Origin of the sequence: Collinsella sp. AM29-10AC, from assembly GCF_003469085.1 — a bacterium.
Lineage (GTDB): Bacteria > Actinomycetota > Coriobacteriia > Coriobacteriales > Coriobacteriaceae > Collinsella.
Map to the genome: position 1 here is coordinate 1 of NZ_QSKB01000025.1, position 23,286 is coordinate 23,286.

13 protein-coding genes are annotated in these 23,286 nt (G+C 60.8%); 6 read left to right on the forward strand and 7 right to left on the reverse strand.

What is annotated here, in order from left to right; translation table 11 throughout:
* The first annotated feature begins 88 nt into the window (after positions 1 to 88).
* Positions 89 to 2,467, forward strand: coding sequence for a hypothetical protein (locus tag DW754_RS08465; RefSeq protein WP_117759331.1), 2,379 nt, complete (start codon positions 89 to 91; stop codon positions 2,465 to 2,467).
* A gap of 336 nt (positions 2,468 to 2,803) precedes the next feature.
* Complete coding sequence (locus tag DW754_RS08470; RefSeq protein WP_117759333.1) at positions 2,804 to 9,409, forward strand: leucine-rich repeat protein; 6,606 nt, start codon at positions 2,804 to 2,806, stop codon at positions 9,407 to 9,409.
* A 393-nt stretch (positions 9,410 to 9,802) separates the two neighbouring features.
* Here the strand turns inward: DW754_RS08470 and gltA are convergent, their stop codons facing one another.
* The 6 genes from gltA to glmU form a co-directional block, all read right to left on the reverse strand.
* The gene (gltA, locus tag DW754_RS08475; RefSeq protein WP_089572633.1) at positions 9,803 to 11,212 is read right to left on the reverse strand and encodes an NADPH-dependent glutamate synthase; all 1,410 of its coding nucleotides are present in this window, start codon (positions 11,210 to 11,212) and stop codon (positions 9,803 to 9,805) included.
* On the reverse strand, positions 11,203 to 12,042 hold the full coding sequence (locus tag DW754_RS08480) for a sulfide/dihydroorotate dehydrogenase-like FAD/NAD-binding protein (protein WP_006235793.1): 840 nt from the start codon (positions 12,040 to 12,042) through the stop codon (positions 11,203 to 11,205). The genes gltA and DW754_RS08480 overlap by 10 nt, the downstream gene beginning before the upstream one ends.
* A gap of 368 nt (positions 12,043 to 12,410) precedes the next feature.
* Positions 12,411 to 13,040: an aminoacyl-tRNA hydrolase gene (gene pth / locus DW754_RS08485; RefSeq protein ID WP_199411478.1), complete on the reverse strand. Its 630-nt coding sequence runs from the start codon at positions 13,038 to 13,040 to the stop codon at positions 12,411 to 12,413.
* Between the two features lie 351 nt (positions 13,041 to 13,391).
* Complete coding sequence (locus DW754_RS08490) at positions 13,392 to 14,519, reverse strand: hypothetical protein (RefSeq protein ID WP_117759335.1); 1,128 nt, start codon at positions 14,517 to 14,519, stop codon at positions 13,392 to 13,394.
* A 454-nt stretch (positions 14,520 to 14,973) separates the two neighbouring features.
* Positions 14,974 to 15,960 carry a ribose-phosphate pyrophosphokinase gene (locus DW754_RS08495; protein WP_089573682.1) on the reverse strand — a complete coding sequence of 329 codons (987 nt, stop codon included), beginning with the start codon at positions 15,958 to 15,960 and terminating at the stop codon, positions 14,974 to 14,976.
* Positions 15,961 to 16,153: 193 nt separating this feature from the next.
* Positions 16,154 to 17,566, reverse strand: coding sequence for a bifunctional UDP-N-acetylglucosamine diphosphorylase/glucosamine-1-phosphate N-acetyltransferase GlmU (glmU, locus tag DW754_RS08500; protein WP_117759337.1), 1,413 nt, complete (start codon positions 17,564 to 17,566; stop codon positions 16,154 to 16,156).
* Positions 17,567 to 17,774: 208 nt separating this feature from the next.
* Here glmU and DW754_RS08505 point away from each other — a divergent pair, with 208 nt between their 5' ends.
* From DW754_RS08505 to DW754_RS08515, 3 genes are read left to right on the forward strand one after another with little or no spacing between them, the layout of a single operon-like run.
* Positions 17,775 to 18,653 carry an energy-coupling factor transporter transmembrane component T gene (locus DW754_RS08505; protein WP_117759367.1) on the forward strand — a complete coding sequence of 293 codons (879 nt, stop codon included), beginning with the start codon at positions 17,775 to 17,777 and terminating at the stop codon, positions 18,651 to 18,653.
* Positions 18,653 to 20,296: an ABC transporter ATP-binding protein gene (locus DW754_RS08510; protein WP_117759339.1), complete on the forward strand. Its 1,644-nt coding sequence runs from the start codon at positions 18,653 to 18,655 to the stop codon at positions 20,294 to 20,296. Before DW754_RS08505 ends, DW754_RS08510 begins: the two co-directional genes overlap by 1 nt.
* Positions 20,297 to 20,300: 4 nt before the next feature.
* Positions 20,301 to 21,014 carry a DUF6580 family putative transport protein gene (locus tag DW754_RS08515; protein WP_117759341.1) on the forward strand — a complete coding sequence of 238 codons (714 nt, stop codon included), beginning with the start codon at positions 20,301 to 20,303 and terminating at the stop codon, positions 21,012 to 21,014.
* 535 nt (positions 21,015 to 21,549) lie between these two features.
* Here the strand turns inward: DW754_RS08515 and DW754_RS08520 are convergent.
* A complete protein-coding gene (locus tag DW754_RS08520) occupies positions 21,550 to 22,368 on the reverse strand; it encodes an exodeoxyribonuclease III (protein ID WP_117759343.1) in 819 nt (272 codons plus the stop codon).
* A gap of 135 nt (positions 22,369 to 22,503) precedes the next feature.
* Here DW754_RS08520 and DW754_RS08525 point away from each other — a divergent pair, with 135 nt between their 5' ends.
* Positions 22,504 to 23,256, forward strand: a complete 753-nt coding sequence (locus DW754_RS08525; protein WP_117759345.1) for an NAD-dependent protein deacylase — start codon at positions 22,504 to 22,506, stop codon at positions 23,254 to 23,256.
* The last annotated feature ends 30 nt before the right edge of the window (positions 23,257 to 23,286 follow it).

Consider the following 23,286-nt stretch of genomic DNA (forward strand, 5'->3'; position numbering starts at 1 on the left):
GCGTCCTAGTGTTCGCTTCTAATAAAGAAGGCCAAGATTCGGGACGCAGTTCATTTGTGGTGGTGTCCCTACGACCAAGGAGGGCGTTATGTGCGGAAGTCACTTTGATAAGCAAACCCAACGCGAGCGTACCTGCTCGCTGGTTCACGGTACCTGGCGTTGTGTGGGTGCCAAAATCGCTTGCGCCGGCGCGTGTGCGCTTATGGTCGGTCAGTTGCTGCTGCCGAGCGTGGCGCTGGCGACGGAATGCGCCGATCCGGCCGCTGGGACGGATGAGGTTGCCGCGGCTCCGGTGACGCCGACGGTTGTGGAGGATACGGCGGCTCCGGCGACCGCGCCTGCAACCGATGCTGCTCTGACGGCGCAAGCCACCGCTGAGCCTCAGCAGACGGTCCCGACTGGCGCCACCGATGAATCCAACGATGCGGCACCCGCTGAACAAAATACTCCCAGCGACAACGCCGCCACGCCGGCGAATGACGCCATCATGCCCTGCGGTGTGACCGATGTTGTTGGCGGCAGCGGCGTTAGGGTCAATATTACGGTGCGGAACAATTACACCGACATCAAGAAAGAAGAAACGATTGAGTATGTGAAGGGGATTGCCCTTGTAGATGGAGACCAGTCTGCTCTCGATGGTAGCGCTTTGACTTTTATCGGCCTGGGGGACTTGATCGTCCATGCGGCGTATGACAGTGCGAGCAATAAAACAACGCTTACCCTGGATATCAGCAAGATTCAGAGACAGAAGGAGGAGCAGAAGTACTTTACGGAGTACAAGGAGAATAAGTCCAAGATGACGACCACCTATGATGGATCCAAGCTTACGTATACGGGTACAGAGCCCGGGAATATCATCATCGGTGATCCGGACGACGCCTTTAAAGGAGACACCGAGGCGACCGGGAAACCCACTATTAACGAGATCCGGGATGACTACTACACCCGCACCCATGTCTACGAGAGGGCGTGCCTTGTTATCCCGGCAGCGGAATCAGAATCGGAATCCATCTCCTTTGCCAATGTTCAGAATACGAACTTCAATTGGCAGCTGGATACTGGTCCGCAGGCGACGGCAGGTGTCCCTAACTACGATGCAGATAAATACGAAATCGCTTATGAATGCTGGCAGGAATTTGAAAACAACGAACCCGTTGCTGCCTGGTATTCCGATAACGGCTCACATGGTTCCCTGCCGACTATTACAAAGTTTAAAAGCGGGAAAGAGTACGTGTATTCTCTTATGCTGAAGCCAAAAGACGGATATTCCTTCAGCGATGAAACCGTTGTTACCGTAAACGGGGAAACCGTAAAGTCGAGTCTAAGCGGAGAATTCCTGTATGTCCCTGCTATTAAAACAGTTACGACGCCTGCTTCGTCGGAAAACGAAGCTCTTGAGAATCTAAACGTCAACGATGTGAAAATCGACTACGCGCCCGGCGAGGCGCCGCGTGCGACCGCGACGATTCCTGCCGCCGATGCCGATAAGTATGAGATCGCCTATGAGTGCTGGGAAGAGATGGATGGCAGCGACCCTGCGGAGCTCAAGCCCGTTGCCTTCTGGTATTCCGACCCCGCAAAGTACACGCCGGGCATGAAGAAGATTGACCACTTCGAGGAGGGCAAGTTCTACATGTACTCCGTTGAGCTGAGGCTCAAGGGCGACAATACCGTGGGCAATGACTGCATGATGTACGTCAACGGCCATTGGGCGCACCACATCAAGACCGTCGACGGCGTCTTCGCACCAAACGCCGACAATATGCTGTGCGAGCAGCCGATCGACGAATGGCGGGCCATCGACGTTGTCGAGATCAACGGCGCCACGACCACCTTCAAGGCAGGCGATAAGCCGATCTTTACGGCGAATGTTCCGACGGGTTCCAACTCCCTTCCTCAGTGTGAGTTCTGGACGGGCAGCGATGGCAGCGAAGTGAACTCTCAGAAGTTCTGGGATCAGAACATCACGAATCACATCGACGTCTTTAAGCCCGGCGTGACCTATCGCTACGGTATCTACCTCAAGTCCGCGCGCGGCTTCTACTTCACGTCCGACACCAAGCTGGTGATCAACGGCCAGGAGTGCGGCTACCAGGTCGCGGATAGCGTATCCGATGAGGACAGCGGTTGGATCTACACCCTGTGGCTCAACACCGATTTGACCTTTACGCCCGAGGCCACGCCGACTCCCGATCCGCAGCCTACGCCGGATCCCAAGCCAACGCCGCAGCCTGGGGTGAAGCCTGAGACCGAGCCCGAGGTGAAGCCCGAGACCAAGCCCGCGGCCAAGCCGGCCACGACAACCGCCACGACCAAGACGGTTGAGAAAACCACGCATGCCAAGAAGGGCGATGCTGTCCTGGCTACCACGGGGGATACCACCGCGATGACGGTCGCCGCCCTAGGCATCGCCGGCGCAACCGTAGCCGCCGCCGGCCTCGCCGCGACCAAGTGCCGCAAGCGTTAGAGCTGGGTGACGGCTCTCGTTCTCGGCCTCAGCAAAATCTCAATCTGTAACACCAAACTGCCCAAAACGGCTCTAGATGTTACAGATTGAGATGAACTGCTCGGCTGCCAACCTAACGTCTCGATCTGTAACACGTAGCGAGGAATTTGGCCTCTAGCTGTTACAGATTGAGACTAACTGGCCGGCCAAGTCCAGAACCGCCACAAAGGTGCCTGTCCCCTTTGTGGCGGTTTGCGCAGGTAGAACGGTAGGTTCGTATATATGAACCTACCGTTCGCTTTGTTTTTGGACAACGATTACGCTGGATGACTTTTGGTTTGCAGGAAAGGAACGACCATGAGGTGGACTACTGTTCGAGCGCTTTGCCGCCGCCTGACCATTGCCGCGGTGACCCTCACCATGGTGACGGGCTCGTTGCCTGTGGGCGCGTTTGCTGAGGTGCTCACCACCGATAGCACCTTTGTGCAGACGGATGTCGACCAAGTAGACGCCGCCGACCCCGCCGACGCCGCGCCCGATGCCGCCGATCACGCGCCCGATGCCGGCGCTGCCGGCCCCACAGCGCCCGATACCGGTGACACCCCTACGCCCCCGGCCTCCGAGATTGCATCGGCGGCGGGCCTGACGGGCGCCGGACAGACCGAGAGCACACCTGCGGGTACGCTTGCCACCGATCTTGTCGAGGGCAAGGAGCTCGCCGAGCAGCAAAAGCAAGAGGAGGCTTCCGGCACCGAGGCGACCTGGAACGAAGAACTTGAACTCTGGGCAACCTCGAAGGGCGCCATGGGCGTAAAGGACGAATACGACGATGGCTACGTGGCCGGCGAGCAGACCCCTGCGCAGTACTACTTCTCGATCGATAGCCTCACCAACGAAATTTCTATCGAGTATGGCGACGCGGGCATTACCACGTTGGAGGTGCCCTCGACCATCGACGACAAAAATGTCGTAAGCCTTACGGGTATGGGAAGCGCTGCGCTCACATCGATCACCTTCGCTTCGAATTCGCATGTCCGCTCGGTTGGCGGCTTGGGCGGCAGCAGCATCAAAGAGATCGCACTGCCCGATTCGGTCGAGGAGCTCAAGAGCTATGCATTCTACAAAAGCAAGACGCTCCAAACGGTAACCTGGCCCAACAACGCGGCCTTTACCACGATTCCCGAGCAGGCCTTTAAGGACTGCGAACAACTTGACGACAATGTGGTGGCAACGCTGCCGCCTTCGGTCAAAACTATCGCCTATCTTGCATTCGCCTATTGCGGCGTGCCACAGTTCTATGTCTCGGACACAACAGTGCTCACCTTTACCCAGATCGCCGTGCCGGGCACGGTGGAGCGGATTGGGCCCTATGCCTTTAACGGGTGTGAGCATGTGTCGTCGGTGACGATTGGCGACGGCGTCAAATATATCGGAGCGCACGCGTTTACTTACCTCGATCCCGCACTGGCTGGTAAGGAAATCGTTGTGCCCAAGAGCGTGCAGTCGATTGATCTGGAGCCGTTTGACAATACGCGCATTACCAGCGCCGCCGGCAGCTCAACCACCAACCACAGCGCGGTGACCCTGCGCGTCATGAATCCCGACATCAAGCTCGAAGAGGGGGGCCTGTACGTCAACAACGTGACGATCGATGGCGTCGATTACTCGATGCCTTTTAGCGAGGGCCAGACCATCTATGCCTATGCGACGGACTCGGCGGGCAACCCCTCGATGATTAAGAAGGTTGCGGATGCCGTCGGCGATCAGATGGACTCGGCCGACCCTTCGCGTCCCGCCTATACCTTTGAGTGGATGGGCGAGGCGGCCCAGGTGACGGGCAAACTTCCCCAGAGCGCGACGGCTACACTCGTGCAGGCGGGGCAGTCCACGCCGCTGGCGGTTGGCGATGACGGCAGCTTTACAGCGGACGCTCTCTCCAAGACAGCAGTCACCCTGCGCATTTCGCTCAGCGGTTACTATGACATGGTGCTGGCGCGCCCGGGCGACCAGATGACGGGCACGTGGAATATCGGAGAGATTAAGGCGGAGGACTTTACCAAGATTCCGACTTCGCGCGCGATTGAACTCAATGTGGCCTATCTCGAACCGGTCGCAGGCCAGGATAAGACCGAACGCATTGAGCTCGATAGTCTCGATAACATCGATCTGACGGTGAAGAGCGGCGGCAAGACGCTCAAACCTGCCAAGGGCGACAAGGAAAACGACTACCGTATCCAGGGTACAGCGCTCGTGGTGTCGCAGGCCATTGCCGACGCGGACCAGGATCTGGAGATAACGCTCGTGCCCAAAGACAGCCTCAAGCTGGGTGGGGCGACGGCGACGGTGAAGCCTTCGGCCGGCAAGGTCGATATCGACTTGAAGCCTTGGGGTACGGCGACGGTCACGACCAAGGGCGACTACCAGGGAGCCAACCGCGTGCTGGTGTTTCGTACGTCCGACGGCAAGTTAGTCGCCGACGGCGTCACCTATCTGATGGGTTACGAAGACGATGGCACCACGCCTATCATGAAGGCCGAGACGCCGCGCCTTAAGGCCGGTTCGTACACCATCGTCGCCTTTAACAAGACGAGCTACGACATTCAAGCGACGAGCTATTCCACGTTTAGCCGGCTAGGGCTGACCGTGGGTAAGCATATCGCGCAAAAGCAGGTGAAGATTGAGGACGGCAAACAGCTCGACGTGACGCTCGACGTGCCGACGTTTGACGTGGAGGCCTATCGTGCCGAGCGCGGGCTGACGGCGGGCTCGGTTATTGCTGATTCGTCCGCGGTCGTTGGCGTGGAGACCGAGCTGCGCATTCATTACGAGCTCAAGGACAGCCAGGCTGCCAAGATTGAGATTCCGCTGGCCAAGGATGCCGTCGAGGATGTGTCCGCAGGCTCTCGCGATCCCGGTGATAGCTCCCGTACATGGTGGACTGACGCGACGTGGGAGGGCGACAACCTCGTTCTCGATATGAAGAAGGGCATGGGCGCCGATGTGTTTGTGCGCTTTAAGCCTAAGGCCGCGGGTATCTATGCCATCTCGCCGCTTATTACGCTGGGCGAGGTGACATTGCCGCTGGGAAGCACCACGCTCGAGGTTAGCGGGTCGCGCATCGAGGTCGACAGCACCGACGTCCACAGCCTGCTGGGCAATGTGGCCTACGTTTATGCGGCGCCCGGCAAAAGCGTGCAGCTTACCGTGGGCGCGGGCGCCTCGGCCGCAAAGTACACTGGCAAGACCAATAAACTCGGCCGTGCCAAGATTGAATACGACCTGCCGCAGGATACGCTTGCCGCCGAGCGCGTGACGCTCGAGGCGCGCGTGGGGTCGACCGACGTCGCCGCTGCTGCCGCAGAGGTGACGGCTCGCAACTATGTGCGCTATGTTCCGAGCGCTTCGGTCTGGAACTTTGATGTGACGTATCGTGGCGGTACGCAAAACTTGGTCAAGGACGGCAAGGACACCGGCAAGAGCCTGTGGACCTTCCATCATCTGCCACAAAAGAAGAACGCCTACTGGACCTTTGACATCACGCTCGAGGTGGGAAACGAAGAGGCCGCCGACACGCTCGACCTGTACGTGGACTGCGTGGATGGCAAGACGGTGACGATTCCTCTGGCTCAAAAGTCGCGCGAGGGCACCCGTGTGCGCTATGTGGCGGAGTATGTGGACGAGGGCTACCTTAAGCTGCTCGACGAGTTTAACAAGGCGAATGACTCGACCTATGTGAACTGCGGTAACTTTGAGCAAATCTTTATGCCGCAGACCTACCGCATCTCCAATGCTCAGCTTATGACCATGCTGAGTTTTGATGCCAACGCTTCGGCCAAAAAGCATTCCGCCGCGGCCGAGGAGCGCCAGCAGGAGTTCTCGAATGCCGTGCAGCAGTGGCACGAGTATATGATGGATAGCTCGTTTAATGATGTCGACGAGGCCTTTAACGACGCGATTGACCAGATGGTCGCCGATGCGTTTGCCGAGGAGGACAAGGACGGCAAGGACGAGGGCGGCAACGCGCGTAAGGTTCGCCGTGCTCCTGCCGCTGGTAGTGGCGAGGGTGAGACGGACAATGAGGCGGCGCAGTTTGCCGCCGAGCTTAAGGCTGCGGTTGGCGGCTCGTCGGCGCTGCTGACCAAGCAAGGCGACAGCTATGGCGTCAACGTGGACAAGATGATCTTTGAGGACGCGTACGGCACCGGCGAGGATTGGTATCAGGAACTTGCGTCGGCCCAGGGCGCGAACGCTGCGGATGCGGCGGCCATCAAGGAACTCGTCGACCATGCGTCGCGAGCGGAGTTTATTGCCCAGCAGGCCGAGGATCTGGTGGGCCAGTCGATGGGTATCGGCCAGCTCAACCAATACGGAAGCTGGAATGACGCAACCGCTGCGGCGCTCAACAAGTGTGCGGGCATTAAGGCCAGCGAGTACAACGGCCAGTCGACGAGCGGGTTTAACGATTTGGGCCAGGCGCTCGGCAGCTCGCTGAGCTACAAGGCGGCTGACGACGATACCGTCAAGGGCTTTAAGGTCGCGGCGCCCGATGGCGAGCAGACGGCCTATATCGAGTCGGAGTTTATCGAGAACTCCAATAACAACAAGAACCAGGCGCTGCTGTTTAACTCAATCGCCATGCAATGCGACATTTTGGACAATCTGTACGATAACTGGAACGTAGTCCACAGCCTCAATAACTCTACGATTCGCGGTTGGCTTATGGCTTGGAAGCGCAACGGTGACGTCAGCGCCCACATGAAGCTCATCCGCACGATCCGTTCGCTCAAAAGCTACAAGATCGAGTGTGAGATGTTCGGCCAGGTCTTTAAGACCGATGCGTGGAAGGCGGCCGGCCAGGCGTTTCCCGCGGCGACCCAGGGCATCGGCATCTTTACCGGCATTTACGGCGTGAACGATGCCAGCAAGAACTGGGAGAACGTGAACGTCCGTATGCAGAAGGTGAAGGGCGAGCGCGAGGGCTATGAGCTTCAGCATACGCGCTTGCTTGCCAAGCCCGAGAAGACCGAGGACGACTGGAAGTGCATTTACGCGCTGCGTGACGCCATGGAGAAGGCGCGTGCGTTTGAGGATCTGCTGTATCGCCAGCTCTGCCACGATAGCACCGATGTGGCGGTGGGCTCCATTATGACAATCGCCGGCGTGCTGACGGCCGGTTCGGCGGGTACCGTGGTGGGCGCTGCCTATGACGCGGCTTCGACCAGCGTAGGTTCGGAGCGCGCGATTAAGCTGACCAATGCCGAATGCGCCTACGATGTTGCCTGCGAGCAGGTGGAGCGCGCATGCCAGAATCGTATTACGGTCAACTGGGGCGAGCTGACCGATGCCGAGGTCTACAAGGCCAACAAGGACGGCTTGATCTCGGACGAGAAGATGCAGTCGATCTTCGAGGCGCGTTATCGCAACGTGGCTGCCAAGGCTGCACCCGACCCTGCGGGCGTGGTGTACGAGGGCCTGCTGTCCAATACGGTCGAGGGTGCAACGGTTGAGCTGTGGAGCGCCGACGATGCCGCCGGCACCAATGCCACGCGTTGGGACGCCGAGGAGTATGAGCAGGACAATCCGCTTGCAACGGGTGCGGACGGTGCGTACAACTGGAATACGCCGACCGGATGGTATCAGGTGCGTGTGACCAAGGACGGGTATGAGGAGGCGCGTTCGGCCTGGCTTCGCGTGCCGCCGATTCAGACTGAGGTGAATATTGGCTTGGTGTCGACGGCGGCGCCCGAGGTGGTTTCGGCCCATGCCTATACCGATTGCGTCGAGGTTGAGTTTGCACAGTATATGGATGCGAGTGACGATGCCCTGGCCGCATTGTGTGAGCAGGGCTTGGGCGACGTGACGTATACGTGGCTCGACAAGCAGGACGATCCCAAGGGCAAGCCGTTGTCGCGCGTGCTGCGCATTCACTATGCCGATGCGCGTGAGGCGGGCTCGACGGTCGAGTTTGAACTCGATGGCGCTCGCAACTACGCCGGCACGGCCATGGCGCGCTGGGCAAGTGGCGAACTTGTCGTGGGCGTTCGTGCCGACAAGCTCAAGCTCAACGTGGAGCAGGCCGTGACCATGCTTGAGGGCAGTGACTTTGAGCTGGTGGCGCACGTGACCGATAAGGCGGGCAAGCCGTTTGCGGGCGCAAAGGTTAGTGTTGGGCTGGAGTCCTCGGCTATCTGCTCTGTCGATGCCACCCAGGCCGTGACGGGCGAGGACGGCGCGGCGACGTTTGCGCTGCATGGTGTTCTGCCCGGTTTGACGACGCTGACGGCGGCGGTGGACGGCACGGCGCTGTCCAAGCAGGTCGACGTTCGCGTGTCTGCCGAGGCAGTGCGACCGGCGCGACCGGTGGCGACGATTGGTGCGACGACGTTTGGTGCATGGTCGCCCAAGGAGAACTATATTACGGTGCCCAAGGGCACGAAGCTGGAGCTTTCGGCCGAGGATGGCACGACGATTTGGTACACCGCCAACGACACCTGCCCCTGCCGTGATGAGGGGCGCGTGCGGTATACCGAGCCCATTGTGCTCGACAGCAATATGTACGTGCGTATTGCGGCGCAGCGTCCCGGCATGTCGTATAGCGAGTATTCGGAGCGCTTGAACATTACGATTACGGTGACCGATGAGGCGACGCCCGATCCCGAGCCGGAGCCCGGGCCCAAGCCGGAACCCAAGCCGGAACCCAAGCCGACGCCTGGCGGCGGCGAGCAGGGTGGCGGTGCGGATGGCTCTGGCGGTACCGGGGCTCCTGCGGGTGGTTCGACTTCGACGACGACCACGGTGACGACGGACAAGTCCAAGGGTAAGGGCAAGAACGGTAAGAAGTCCGATGCTGCGGTGCTCGTCAACACGGGAGACACCACCGCGATGACGGTCGCCGCTCTGGGCATCGCCGGCGCAACCGTAGCCGCGGCCGGCATTGCCGCAACCAAGCGTCGCAAGCGCTAGGTTTTGGCGACGGCGCCCATCCTCGGCTTTCGCAAAATCTCAACCTGTAACACCTGGCTGCCCAAAACGGCCCCAGATGTTACAGATTTAGATGAACCGAATGGCCGCCAACCTAACGTCTCGATCTGTAACATGTAGCGAGGAATTTGGCCTCTAACTGTTACAGATCGAGATGAACAGGCGGATGTTCGCACAATATCTTGATCTGTAACAACTACAAGGCTCAACAGGCTCTAACTGTTACAGATCGAGACAAAACGACCGACCAGACCCCAGATCACCATAAAGGCACCTGCCCCCTTTGTGGTGGTGGGGCGGCCGACATAGAAAAAGTCCCCGCCGGGCGTGTGCTCGACGGGGACTTTGCCGTTTGGTGGCTAACGCTGTAGGTGATTACTCGCCCAGCAGGCTCTTGGTGATGGAAGCGGCGGCCTTCTTGCCGGCGCCCATCGCCAGAATGACCGTAGCGGCACCGGTGACGATGTCGCCGCCGGCCCAGATGCGGGGATCGGTGGTCTGGCCGGTCTCCTCGTCGGCAACGATGTAGCCCCACTTGTTGAGCTCCATCTTGCCGCCGATCTTGGCAGCGAAGGGGTTGGCGTTGGTGCCGATGGCCGAGATCGCGACGTCGCAGGGAATCTCCTCGATGGCACCCTCGATGGGCACCGGGCGACGACGGCCGGACTCGTCAGGCTCGCCGAGCTCCATCTTCTGGACCTTGACGGCGCACACGGAGCCATCCTCGCCAGCGACAAACTCGAGCGGGGAAACGAGCGGCAGAACCTCGACGCCCTCGGCCTTGGCGTGGTGCAGCTCGGCGCGACGGCAGGGCATCTCGTCCTCGGTACGACGGTAGGCGATGATGGCGTGCTCGGCGCCCAGACGCTTGGCGGTACGGACGGCGTCCATAGCCACGTTGCCGCCACCAAAGACGACGACGTTCTTGCCGTGCTTGGTGGGGGTGTCGTACTCGGGGAACTTGTTGGCCTTCATCAGGTTCACGCGGGTGAGGTACTCGTTAGCGAAGAAGACGTTGGGCAGGTTCTCGCCGGGGACGTTGAGGAACTTGGGCAGGCCAGCGCCGGTCGCCACGTAGATGGCGTCGAAGCCCTGCTCGAACAGCTCCTCGGCCGTGGCCATGTTACCCACGACGGAGTTGTACTCAAACTTGACGCCCATGTCCTCCAGGCCGTCAATCTCGCGCTTGACGACTGCCTTGGGCAGGCGGAACTCGGGGATGCCGTAGACCAGCACGCCGCCGCCGGTGAAGAAGGCCTCAAAGACGGTGACGTCAAAGCCGTTGCGGGCGAGCTCGCCGGCGCAGGTGATGCCGGACGGGCCGGAGCCGACGACGGCGACCTTCTTGCCGTTCTTGGGGGCCATCTTGGGCGTGGAGGCGAGCTCGGGGCGGTCACCCAGGAAGCGCTCGAGCTGGCCGATGGCCACGGGCTCGGACTTCTTGCCACGGATGCACTTACCCTCGCACTGGTTCTCCTGCGGGCAGACGCGGCCGCAGATGGCGGGAAGCATGGAGTCCTCGCGGATGGTATCGAGAGCGCCGCCGAAGTCCTTCGCGCGGATCTGCTCGATAAAGCGGGGAATGTTGATGTTGACGGGGCAGCCCTCAACACAGAACGGCTTCTTGCAGTTGAGGCAGCGCTCGGCCTCGGCCAGCGCCATCTCCTCGGTGAAGCCCTTGTCGACGGGGCGGAAGTCGCAGGCGCGCTCGGCAGCCGGCTCCTCGTTATCGGGGGTGCGGGGCGACTTCATATCGGCAACGAAACGACCGTTAACTAGTGGCATGCGCAGCTCTTTTCCTCATAGGCCTTGAGGGACTCGCCCTCTTCGGAACGGTAAGCGGCCTGGCGGGCACGAAGGTCATCCCAGTCGACCAGGGTGGCATCGAAGTCGGGGCCGTCGACGCAAGCGAACTTGGTCACGCCGCCCACCTCGACGCGGCAGCAGCCGCACATGCCGGTGCCGTCAACCATGATGGGGTTGAGCGACGCGGTGATGGGGGTGTCGTACTTCTGGGCGGTGAGGGTCGAGAACTTCATCATCGGAACGGGGCCGACGCAGAAGACCTGGCTCACGGCCTTGTCCTGCAGCAGGCGCTCCAGCGGAGCGGTGACAACGCCCTGCTCGCCGTAGGAGCCGTCGTCGGTGGTGATGTGGATGTGGTCCTCGTCGAGGAGCTCGCGGAACTGGTCCTCCATGAGCAGGAGGTCCTTGGTGCGGGCGCCCATGATGGCGTGCACCTCGTGACCGGTCTCGACCAGGTGCTTGGCGACCGGGAAGGCAATTGCCAGGCCGACGCCGCCGCCAATGACGGCGCAGGGGCCCTCGGCCATCTCGGTGGGAACGCCCAGCGGGCCCACGACGTCGCGCAGCGACTCGCCGGCCTCGTAGGTGGAAAGCATCTCGGTGGTCTTGCCGATCACCATGAAGATGAACTCGACCCAGCCCTCGTCACCGTTCCAGCCGGCCAGGGTAAACGGGACACGCTCGCCCGTCTCGTTGGCGCGAACCATGAGGAACTGTCCAGCGTGCGCATGTTTGGCGATTGCGGGCGCCTCGATGCGGAACTTGAACACCTTCTCCGAGAACTGCGTCTTCTCCAGGATCTTATACATAGAACCCCTCTCTTGTTAGGGCCGCCGAACCGTGCCTCCACGGAAATGGACGGTAGCCCGAGTAAAACCGTACGCGCACAGGCGTTGTGCAGACATACGGTGCAAATTATACCCTCATGGACATGCTGTTTACGTGTGTCTTCGGCGGTTGGGAAAAGGGTTTATCCCGACCTACCAAAAAGGGACAGGTTTATTTTGGTCGGTTTTATCAGGCAAAACGGCAAAGGGGGCCGGCCTCGCGCATCGGTGGGGCCGGCCCCCTTTGGGGCGCTGCATATGTATGGCGGCGCAGGACTTATTGCGATGCGGCCGCGGCGGCGTTTTCGCATATAAAACCTGCCAAAATTAACATCCCTAAATGGTAGGTTTTAGTGCTTGCCGTTGGCGGAAGCGGCACCGTTTACGTGATCGCGGGCGTAGATTACGCCGTGGACGATGGCCAAACCGGCGGCATCTGCGGCGCGGGTGCAGGTGTCCTGGAAGCCCTCGGCCTCGCGGGCGCGCAGCTGCTTAAGCACATAGTCTGCGACGGCCATCTTGCCGGGAGGGTTGCCGATGCCGGTGCGGATGCGGCTGAAGTCGCGGCTGCCCATCTTGTCGATGATGGAACGCAGGCCGTTGTGGCCAGCATGGCCGCCGCCCACCTTAACACGCACGTCGCCGGCGGGAATATCGAGCTCGTCGTGGATTACGAGCAGCTCCTCGGCCTTGATCTTGTACTCGCGGCAGAGCTTGGAGATGGGGCCGCCCGAGGTGTTCATGAATGACTGCGGCTTGACCAGCACAATCTGGCGTTTGCCGCCCTCTTCCTCGGCATCGTTGATATTGATGAGCGCGACCTCGGCACCGGCCTGATTTTTCCAATACGTGACACCGGCCTGACGGGCCAGCTCGTCGATTGCCTTAAAGCCGGCGTTGTGGCGGGTCTCGGCATATTCCTCGCCCGGGTTGCCAAGCCCGGCAACCATGCGAATCTTAAGCGGCTGTGCAGCTGCCATGTTCATCCTTTCGTTGATTTGTCGCCTGCTATGGTGAGCGACCCTGTTGCCGCTGTCAAATGGAGGGCAATTGAGGTGAGTTGAGGGCGTTTGAGCGGTTGCAGGAAACCGGGGTGGACAGTTAGTTCAGATTTGTATAAAGCAAGAGGCTCTCGGCTGCCAAAATCGGAGACATGGAGCCGTTTCGGTGCTTTGGGGCGCACGTTTTGCGCTATTTCGAAGCCATTCGAGCCTTTAAATGAGGTGATTGGCCCCGAGATGGCAGCAAAGCGCCTTGAAATAAGCCGTCTGTTTATACAAATCTGAACTAACTGTCCAGCCTTGCTCGGCGATGTTGTCGAGATACGCTTTCTAGACCGGCGCGAGGCCGATTCCGGCCCGAAGGGCGTTGAGCCATGCGGCTTGACGTTTGCGATAACCCTTGATGCGATAGCGGAACCGAACCCCAGCGAGTCGATGCATCATTTGTGCGAAGGCTTCGAGCGCAACAAGGTCTTTCATTTGGTCGCGATTGATAACCAGGACGTGGATGCCCATTGCCTTGAGTCCATTATTTCGATTGCCATCGTGGATGCGAGCATTTTGAAGCTCATGCCCAATTCCGTTGTATTCGTTGTCGACTCCGGCTGCCGGGCAATATAGGTCGCAGATGGCATAGGGGATGCCTGAGGACATGTTGACCGCAAGAGTGTCGAAGTCGATTCGATGGTTGAGTAGCAGGCCTCCCATGGGCAGGCTGCAGCATCCGAATCCGCCAAAGCGCATGGGCGCGCCCAGGACGGCGAACATTAAGGACTCCGCTGGGGATGCGGATCCTGCTCGGGCGAGTCTGACGGCCGTGCGAAACGAGGCGTAGGAGCTACTTTTGGCAAACTGTGCGACTGCCTCGAGCTCATTTATGGTTGTGGCAGGCTCGCATTTGTAGTGCGCCTGTTCGTAGCGGGTTTCGTCTTGCTTTCCGGGTGCCGGCTGGCCGCCATGACAATCAAGATCGTCCATCGCTTCGGAGCTACCGGCCTTGGGCCACGTGTCGTCGTGGGCGATGGGGTTGGTTATCTCGGGCGGAAGGGAGTAGGACCCCAGCAGCTCCATGAGAAGCATCAGGACTTTGGCTACAGGCTCATTCCTAGAGCACAACATGGCTGTCATGGCGGGAGACGTTGCGTAGATGTCAGCTTCGATGTGCATGATTGCTTCCGCGGGAAGCGGGGCGGTGACGCTGTGCTGGAGAAGACGTCCGTCGGGCCGTCTGTTGTTGCCGCCGGCAACAAGGAGATCTAGGCGCTCGGAGTCGTCTTCGCTCCAGGCGTCAAGCATCGCAAGAGCTACAAAGTCTATGGCGTCCTTGTTGGGAACACAACTTGCAAGGGCTTGTGCCTGTTGCCTGTCATCGATGATGCCCCACGGAAGCGCAGAGTACGCCCGTCGAGCGCGGCGAATTGCGCGGAGGGCGGAGAAATGTGAGATCACAGTGGTCATAGCTATAAAGTACTAAGCCGTCGGCGAAATGATGCAGCCGTGGCGTTCTTTTCGCTCAAAGGGGCGTCGTGCGCCGCAGACGGTAGCAGATCGTGCGAGGGGCCTTGAAAAAGCGGGGCTCAGGGCGCTTGTTTGACCTTGGAGGCATGGATCGAGATAGGTGTTGGACAGTTAGTTCAGATTTGTATAAGGCGATTGAAGCGTTCCGCCATTGTCGAAGGGTTCGGTGGGCAAAATAGAGTGAATGGCATAGTGAAGACGTCCATAAGAGGAGAGATTGGCCGAGATTATGCCGGCAGGTGAACCTTTGGCGCATCAAGTGGTCCATGTGGGCGCCCAAGAAAATACAAATTTGAACTAATTGTCCAGGGAAGGTTGGCGAGGGATAGAAAAAGGGTCGGAAGCGAGCTTCCGACCCTTTAAAAGCATCAAAGATGATGCGATGCGTGGCAGGCTACAGCGCGAAGTCGCCGCCGACGAGCGTGGAGACGGGCTCCTCGTGGTAAACGGCGGAGATGGCCTGAGCGAACTCCTCGGCGACCGAGATGGTCTTAATCTTGCCGCCGACCTCGACGGGAATGGCATCGGTGACGACGCACTCGACGATGGGGGCGTCGTTCAGACGCTCGATGGCCGGACCGGAGAAGATGCCGTGGGTGGCGCACACGTAGATGTCGCCGGCGCCCATAGCCTTGAGCTCCTTGACGTTGGCGCACAGGGTGCCAGCGGTGTCGATCATGTCGTCGTTGATGATGCAGGTCTTGCCCTTGATGTCACCGATGATGCCCATGACCTCGGCGGCGTTGTGGCGCGGACGGCCCTTGTGGGCGATGGCCAGGTCGCAGCCGAGCATGTCGGACAGCTTCTTGGCGGCCTTGGCGCGACCCACGTCGGGGGAGACGACAACCAGGTTGTCGGTGTCGAAGTGCATGTCGTTGTAGTACTGGCCAAACAGCGGCAGTGCGGACAGGTGGTTAACCGGGATATCAAAGAAGCCCTGGATCTGGCCCTGGTGCAGGTCGAGGGTGATGATGCGGTTGACGCCGGCGCGCTCGAGCAGGTTGGCGACGAGGCGGGCGGTGATGGGCTCGCGCGGGCCGGCCTTGCGGTCCTGGCGGGCGTAGCCGTAGTGGGTGATAACGGCGGTGATGGAGCGGGCGGATGCGCGCTTGGCAGCGTCGGTGGCGATGAGCAGCTCCATGAGCATGTCGTTGACGTTGCCGCCAGCCACGGACTGAATCAGGAAGACGTCGGCGCCGCGGACGGTCTCGTCGTAGCGGGCGTAAATCTCACCGTTGGCGAACTGCTTTAGCGTAAGGCCCGAAAGCTCGACCCCAAGGTACTCAGCGATCTTCTGAGCGAGGGGACGGTTGGAGGAACCGGAATACACGCGGATGGACTTGCGCATATTCTCCGACTTCTCGGGATCATTAATCGGCATTACCCTTCTCCTTTATATATCGAATGCCATATAGATGCCTTTTTGCATTGTAACCGCGCGGCGGGGTTAATCGGGTCTTGATAACGTCTTTACCGTCAACGGACACGAACCGACCACTCATTCTGTCGCGCAGGTCAGCATAGAAAAAGGAGCCGTCCCCATGGGAACAGCTCCTTAGATGCTTGGTAAAACGTTATACCTCGTCGTCCTCGTGCAGACGGCGGCGATAATCGGCGGCCCAGCCCTCAATATTTACCTGACGGGCGCGGCCCAGACCGAGCGCGTCGGCCGGGACCGGCTCGGTGATGACGGAGCCGGCGGCCACGAGCGCGCCGTCACCGATCTGGGCGGGCGCGACCATCATGGTGTCGGAACCGATGAAGGCATCCTTGCCGATGACGGTCTTGTGCTTGTGCACGCCGTCGTAGTTGCAGGTGATGGAGCCCGCGCCCACGTTGACGCCGGCGCCCATGGTGGTGTCGCCGATGTAGGACAGGTGCGGAACCTTGGAGCCCTCGCCGATCGTGGACTTCTTGATCTCCACGTGCGTGCCGGCCTTGGAGCCGTCGAGCATGTGGGTACCCGGGCGCAGGTAGGCGCGCGGGCCGCAGTCGACGCCGTTCTCGATGACGGCCTCGATGGCGATGGTCTCATCGATGATGCAGCCGCTGCCGACGGTGGTGTCGGTGAGGCGGCTGTTGGGGCCGAGCTGGCACTCCTCGCCCACGGTGACGTGGCCGATCAGGTGCGTCTGAGGCCACACGACGGTGTCGCGGCCGATGGTGGCGTCGGGGCCGATCCAGGCCTGCGTGGGGTCGATGAACGTAACGCCCTCGGCCATCCAGTGCTCGTTGATGCGGTCGCGCGCGATGGCGGTAAGCTGTGCGAGCTGGATACGGCTGTTGACGCCCAGACCGTCGCGGTAGTCGTCGCAGTGGAAGATGGAGACTGCCTGGCCGTGGCCCTTGAGGATCTCGAGCATGTCGGGCAGGTAGTACTCGGACTGCGCGTTGTCGTTGCCGATCTCGTCAATGTGTGCGGCGAGCTGCGCGCCGTCGAAGGCGTAGCAGCCTGCGTTGCACTCGAGCAGCGTGGCGGCCTGCTCGGGCGTGCAGTCCTTCTGCTCGATGATGCGCTCGATCTGACCGTCGGCACCCAGCTTGATGCGGCCGTAGCCAAAGGGATCGGGCGGGGTCATGGTCATGACGGTGCAGGCGAGCTCGCCGGTAGCGACGGTCTGCGCGAACTTGGCGACGGTGTCGGCAGTGATGAGCGGCAGGTCGCCGTTGAGCACGACGACGGGGCCTTGCGTGATGCCGCAGGCCTCGAGCGCGACCTTTACGGCGTGGCCGGTGCCCAGGCGCTCGGTCTGCTCGACGCACTCGACCTTGGTGGCGCTGTTGGCGTAGGCGCCGTCGATAAGGGCGCGCATCTCGTCGGCGTGGCTGCCGATGACGACCACGACGCGGCTGCAGCCGGCCTTGATGGTGGCGTCGACGATCCACTGGACCATGGGCTTACCCAGGATCTTGTGCGAAACCTTGCAGTGGTTCGACTTCATGCGGGTGCCCTCGCCGGCGGCGAGGATAATTGCGGTTGCGTCCATGTGATCTCCTGTTACGTTATAGAGACGTGTGTTTGGAAACGATACACGGCGCAATATGATACCGCAGGCATATGACGAGCGCGTAACGATTGACGCATGGCGGCCGATGTCGGTGCCGCGGGCGCGGCGTTTGCGCTGGTTGTGTATGGCGCCGGCGGCGCTACGCCGTTGGCGTTTGAGCGAGGGGATGAGGGTGCCCGTGGATATCATGCGAGAGGAATCGGGCAACGAGCCCGTCGCGGCATTCTCGATGTCGCATCCGGCTGTGCCGGCACTCTATATAGTGCTGACGCTGGGGCTCACTATGTTCTCGATGCAGCCGGTACTGATTGCGCTGTCACTTGCGGGCGGGCTGGCGTATGGATTTGCGACGCGTGGGGCTGCCCGCACGCTGGGCGCGCTCCGCTGGCAGCTGCCGGTGATTTTGATCGTCGCGGTGCTCAATCCGCTGTTTAGCGCCTCGGGCTCGACGGAGCTGTTCCGTATTGGCATGCGCGCGGTGTATCTGGAGAGCATGGTATACGGCCTGTGCATGGGCGGGCTGTTTGTGGCGAGCGTGCTGTGGTTTGAGGCGGCGGCGTCGATGCTCGAATACGACAAGGTGCTCGCGCTGCTGGGCAATGCCGCACCGGTGATTGCGCTCATGATCTCGATGTGCATGAGGCTTATCCCGCAGTTTTTGCGCCGCGGCCGCACGGTGCTGGCGGTGCAGGACGCGATCGATGTGCCGGGCCGCGCGCCGGCCGACCCCGTGCGCTCGCGCCTGCGGGCGTCGAGCGTGTTGATGGGCTGGGGCATGGAAGATTCGCTGGAGCGCGCGGACGCGATGCGCTCGCGCGGGTGGGGTGCCGCGACGCGTCGTACGACGTATGCGCGGTATCGGCTGGGGCGCAGCGACGTTGCCGCGCTGGTTGGGCTTGCGCTGTTTGGCGTGGTCACGGTGGCAGTGGCGTGGACCGCGACGACGCAGTATTCGTTTTATCCGCAGCTCTCGGTGCCGGCGCCGTGGCCGGGCTATGTCGTGTACGCTGCCTGGATGGTGCTGCCTTGCGCGTTGCACGCGATTGATGAGAAGAGGTTTGGCTGATGGCTCGGTTGGATAGGGGCCCGGTGTCGGGCGCGGCGTGCGGCCCGGATATTCCGGCGATTGAGGTACGGGGCCTGAGCTTTACCTACCCCGGGGCTGAGGCGCTGGTGCTCGACGGGCTCGACTGGTCTGTTCCCCAAGGTGCGTTTGCACTGCTCGTTGGCGGTACCGGGTCGGGCAAGTCGACGCTGCTCTCGCTGCTCAAACCCGAGATCGCGCCGATGGGCGAATGCGCCGGCGAGCTGTGCGTGCTGGGTGAGAGCGTTGCCGATATGGACGTTCGGGCGTCCGCAGAGCGCATGGGCTATGTGTTTCAGGATCCCGAGAACCAGATCGTGTGTGAAACCGTGTGGCACGAGATGGCGTTTGGCCTGGAAAACTTGGGTCTAGCGCGTGATGAGATGCGCCGTCGTGTAGCCGAGACCAGCTATTTCTTTGGGCTGGAGGACTGGCTCCACCGCGATACTGACACGCTTTCGGGTGGTCGCAAACAGTTGCTGTCGTTGGCGGCCGTTCTGGCGTTGCGTCCGCGTGTGCTGCTACTCGACGAGCCCACGTCTCAGCTCGATCCCGTTGCCGAGAAGAATTTTCTGCACGCGCTGTTTCGCGTGAACCGTGAGTTGGGCTGCACGGTTGTTGTGGCTACGCATCAACCGCGCCCAATGCTCGAGTATGCGACATGTGCGTACCGGATTGAGGACGGTCACGTGCGCGAGGTGGCGGATATGGCTTCTTTGGGACGCCGAGAATCGCTGTTTTCCGACGACATGTTGGGGTGGGGTGCCGTCCGATGTGCAAAAAACGGAGTATTCAGCAGGCGTGAGGACAATTTGGGCTCTCTGGAGCCGCCCGGGGACGTATCGAGCGCGAAAAAAAGCTCGGAATTGGACAAATCGTCCGAATTTGTGGCGCAAACGTCGCTCGAGAACGGCTCGGAAGCCTTCCCGCGCACGGATGGAAGCAGAATACTCCAAAAAATGCACGCTGGGTCGGCTACCACCCTGTCGGAAGGCTGGTTTCGCTACGATCGCGCGTGCGGTTGGGTGCTGCGCGGGCTCGATGCGTCGTTTTCGGCTGGCGCGGTGCATGCAGTCGTGGGCGGAAACGGCTGCGGCAAGTCGACGATGCTTTCGGTGCTGGCCAAGACTGCCAAGCTGCAGCGTGGTCGTATGGTGCGCGGGGCGGCCTCGGCTGCGCTGCTGCCGCAGAACCCCAAGGCCCTGCTGGTTGCCGAGACGGTGCGCGACGAGCTGATGGAATGGGCCTCGACCTGCGGATATGACGAGAACTTGGCGCGGGAGCGTGCGGCGCAACTGGGATTGGACGGCCTGGAGACGCGCCACCCCTACGACCTCTCGGGCGGACAGCGCCAGCTGCTCGCGCTGGCAAAGCTGCTGCTGATTGGCCCCGAGCTGCTGCTGCTTGACGAGCCCACGAAGGGCTTGGATCTGGAGAGCCGCCGCATCATCGCCCGCGCCCTGCGTGACCATGCGAAGGCTGGCGGCACCGTCATCATGGCTACGCACGATTTGGACTTTGCTGAGCAGGTCGCCGACGACATCGCCATGATGTTCGATGGCGAGATTGCCTGCATGGAGCCGCCGGCCGACTTCTTTGCCGACAACGTGTTTTATAGGGCGTGATGGGATGGCGGATTATCGCATCGTGCGCCTACTCGCAAAACTGGAGATACCGCTGCTGCTGGCGGTGCCAGCCGTGATGGCTGCGGCGTTGCTGGCGGGCGTTGAGCAGGCGGCGCTCGCCATGCTTGTCGTGGTGGCGCTGGTGCTTGCGCTGTTCTTTGCAGGCTACGAGGCGTCGCGACCGGGCCTGCGCCAGATTATGCCAACGCTGGTGTTGGCGGCGTTGGCCGCGGCGGGGCGCATCTTGTTTGGCCCCATTCCCGACTTTAAACCCGTGAGTGCCATCGCCATTATCGCGGGGGCGACGCTTGGTCGCCGCAATGGTTTTATGGTTGGCGCGCTGGCGGCGCTGACCAGCAATTTCTTTTTTGGACAGGGCATGTGGACGCCGTGGCAGATGTATGCCTGGGGTCTGGTTGGCTATGTTGGCGGCGCGCTGGCGCATGCGGGCGCGTTCGACCGTGCGGATGGAACCGTGCGCATGCCGGCGCTGATGGCATACGGCTTTGCCTCGGGCTTGCTCTACGGCGTTGTGATCAACGCCTACGACATTATCGGTTTTGTTCAACCGCTCACGTGGGCGGGCGCCATAGCGCGTCTTGCTACGGCGGTGCCGTTCGACATCACGCATGGCCTCGCGACCTGCGTGTTCTTGGTCGCCCTGTACAAGCCTTGGTGTCGCCGCATCAACCGAGTCGTCGTGAAGTACGGACTGTAGGGCTGGTTGCGCCGGGGCGGGAATCAATACTGCCGAAGTGCCATTTTAAAACTATGCCGGTTTACGGGGCCAGATTGGCACAAGCAGACCATGCCGGCTATTTTTGAAATAGAGCAAGCCGTTTACCTGCGGTTTTATTATTTCGGAATTGCGTATGGTTGGGGGTTCGCGATTCAGCCCCGTAAACCGGCATAGTTTTGAAATAGCCGGCTGATACGACGGGCATCGTGGCCCTCGGAGAGCCAAATTGATCCGTTTTCTTTCGCCTCCAGACGTTCCCAGGGAATCAGCTGAACCCGCCCGCCACGAAATCGGTCTATCTACTACGTTTGGCCCGACACCCCCAACCACAACCGTGTTTTATGAAAAACCGTAGGCTTTCTACCTGCGGTTTTCTTTTTGCGTTGTTCACTGTGGTTGAGGGTAGTGGCTTAAACGTAGTAGATGGGCCAGTTTCGTGGCAAGCGAGCTGCGTGGATGATCTCGCGAAGTGAAAATGATTCCTTTTCCTCCGTCCCCAGGAGATCAGTTGGGGCTAGAGCTCTAGCGTGAGGGTGACGGGGCAGTGGTCGCTGCCAAAGATGTCGCCGCGGATGCCCGTGTCGCGCACGTTGCCGGCGATTGCGTCGCTTACCAGGAAGTAGTCGATGCGCCAACCGGCGTTGTTCTTGCGGGCATTAAAGCGGTAGCTCCACCAGCTGTAGACGCCCTCGACGTCCGGATTTGCCGCGCGCCAGGTATCGGTAAACCCGGCGTTGAGCAGCTCGGTGAACTTGCCGCGCTCCTCGTCCGAAAAGCCAGCGTTGCCGCGGTTGGACTTGGGGTTCTTAAGGTCGATCTCCTCATGCGCCACGTTAAAGTCGCCGCAAGTTACGACGGGCTTGCCGGTCTCGCGTTCAAGCGCGCTCAAAAAGCCGCGATAGGCATCGTCCCAAGCCATGCGCACGTCGATGCGGGCGAGTTCGTTTTGCGCGTTGGGAGTGTAGACATCCACAAACCAGAACTTGTCGAACTCCAGCGCGCAGACGCGGCCCTCGGTTACGGCTTGGGTGACGAGTGCGGCCGCCTCGCCCTCGCCGGCGTAGGGTAACAGCGCGTCGGCGTGCAGCACGCGCAGCGGTTCCTGGCGGCTAAAGACCGCAGTGCCCGAATAGCCTTTACGCTCGGCGTAGCTCCAGGTTTGGTGATAGCCGGGCAGGTCAATATCGACCTGGCCTTCTTGCAACTTGGTCTCTTGCAGCGCCAGGATATCGACGTCGAGTTCTTGCGCGATCTGGATAAAGCTTGGGTCCTTTTTGAGCACGGCGCGCAGGCCGTTGACGTTCCACGAGGCGAAAGTGTAAGTCTGAGGCATGGTGTCCTTTCTACGGGGTTGGCAGGCTTAAGATTAGCGCAACAGGGGCGGGGTGGGCTCCGCGCATGCTGACTTAAAGGTCGCATGCTGGGACATCGCCCGACGCCGCCCGATCAACAAGGACGGAGGACTCATATGACGCAGGCAATATCGGACCCCAGGCAGGCGTCCGCCGCGCTGGCGGATCTGTTTGACACCCACAAGCGCGTGGTCTTCTTTGGCGGCGCTGGTGTTTCCACGGCAAGTGGCATCCCCGATTTCCGCAGCGTGGACGGCCTGTATCACCAGCAGTTTGCCTATCCGCCCGAGACCATGCTGTCGCATAGCTTTTACGAGGCGCATCCGGCCGAGTTCTTCGACTTCTACCGCACCAAGATGATCGCGCTTAACGCTAAGCCCAACCGCTGTCACACCAAGCTGGCCGAGCTGGAGCGCGCCGGCAAGCTTGATGCCGTGGTGACGCAAAACATCGACGGCTTGCATCAGATGGCGGGCTCGCAGCGCGTGTTCGAGCTGCACGGATCGGTCCATCGCAACATTTGCCAGTCGTGCGGCGCGGTCTATAGCGCCGAGTGGATTTGCTCGCGCGAGCATGAGGACGCCGCGGGCGTGCCCGTGTGCCCTGCGTGCGGTGGTCGCATCAAGCCCGATGTGGTGCTCTACGAAGAGCCGCTCGACGAGCATGTGTTGACCGGTGCCGTTGCCGCCATCGCTGCGGCCGATGCCCTCATCGTGGGCGGAACATCGCTCGTGGTGTGCCCGGCGGCGGGTCTCACACGCTACTTTACTGGCGATACGCTGGCCATTTGCAATTTGGCGCCTACCGATCAGGATGCAAATGCCGACCTGCTGATTTCTTGCGACATCGCGGCCGCGTTTGCGTTCTAGCCCGTGTGCGCGGATACAATAGAAAGACTA